General features: G+C 49.8%; 1 pseudogene. It reads right to left on the bottom strand.

Features of this window, described 5'->3' with window-relative positions:
• Positions 1 to 25: 25 nt before the first annotated feature.
• Positions 26 to 325: pseudogene (locus FLQ44_RS16380) on the bottom strand (1-deoxy-D-xylulose-5-phosphate synthase N-terminal domain-containing protein); the annotation flags it as partial.

Here is a 325-nt window from a genome sequence, read left to right as displayed (position 1 = left end):
CTTTGGGCGGGAGGGCAGCGTCTTAGGACAAAGCCTCCCGCTCGACACCTCTGCGTTTGCAACGACCTGCCTGCGCCATACCTAAGCCCGCTGAAATCGCGGTTGAAGAGTGACCAACACCAAAAGTGTCAAACTCGGATTCTTCTCGTGCAGGGAAAGCAGCCAAACCATTTTTGGAACGAATCGTGGTTAATTGTTCACGACGACCAGTCAATGCCTTGTGTGGGTAAGCTTGATGCCCCACATCCCAAACTAGACGATCTTTAGGTGTTTCAAAGCAATTGGCTTTGATTATTTTGGTCCATTTGATGGTCACGATGTTGAG

Source organism: Vogesella mureinivorans (assembly GCF_007644035.1).
GTDB lineage: Bacteria > Pseudomonadota > Gammaproteobacteria > Burkholderiales > Chromobacteriaceae > Vogesella > Vogesella mureinivorans.
The sequence above is the reverse complement of the archived record's forward strand: the minus strand, read 5'-3'. Positions and strand labels throughout refer to the sequence as shown.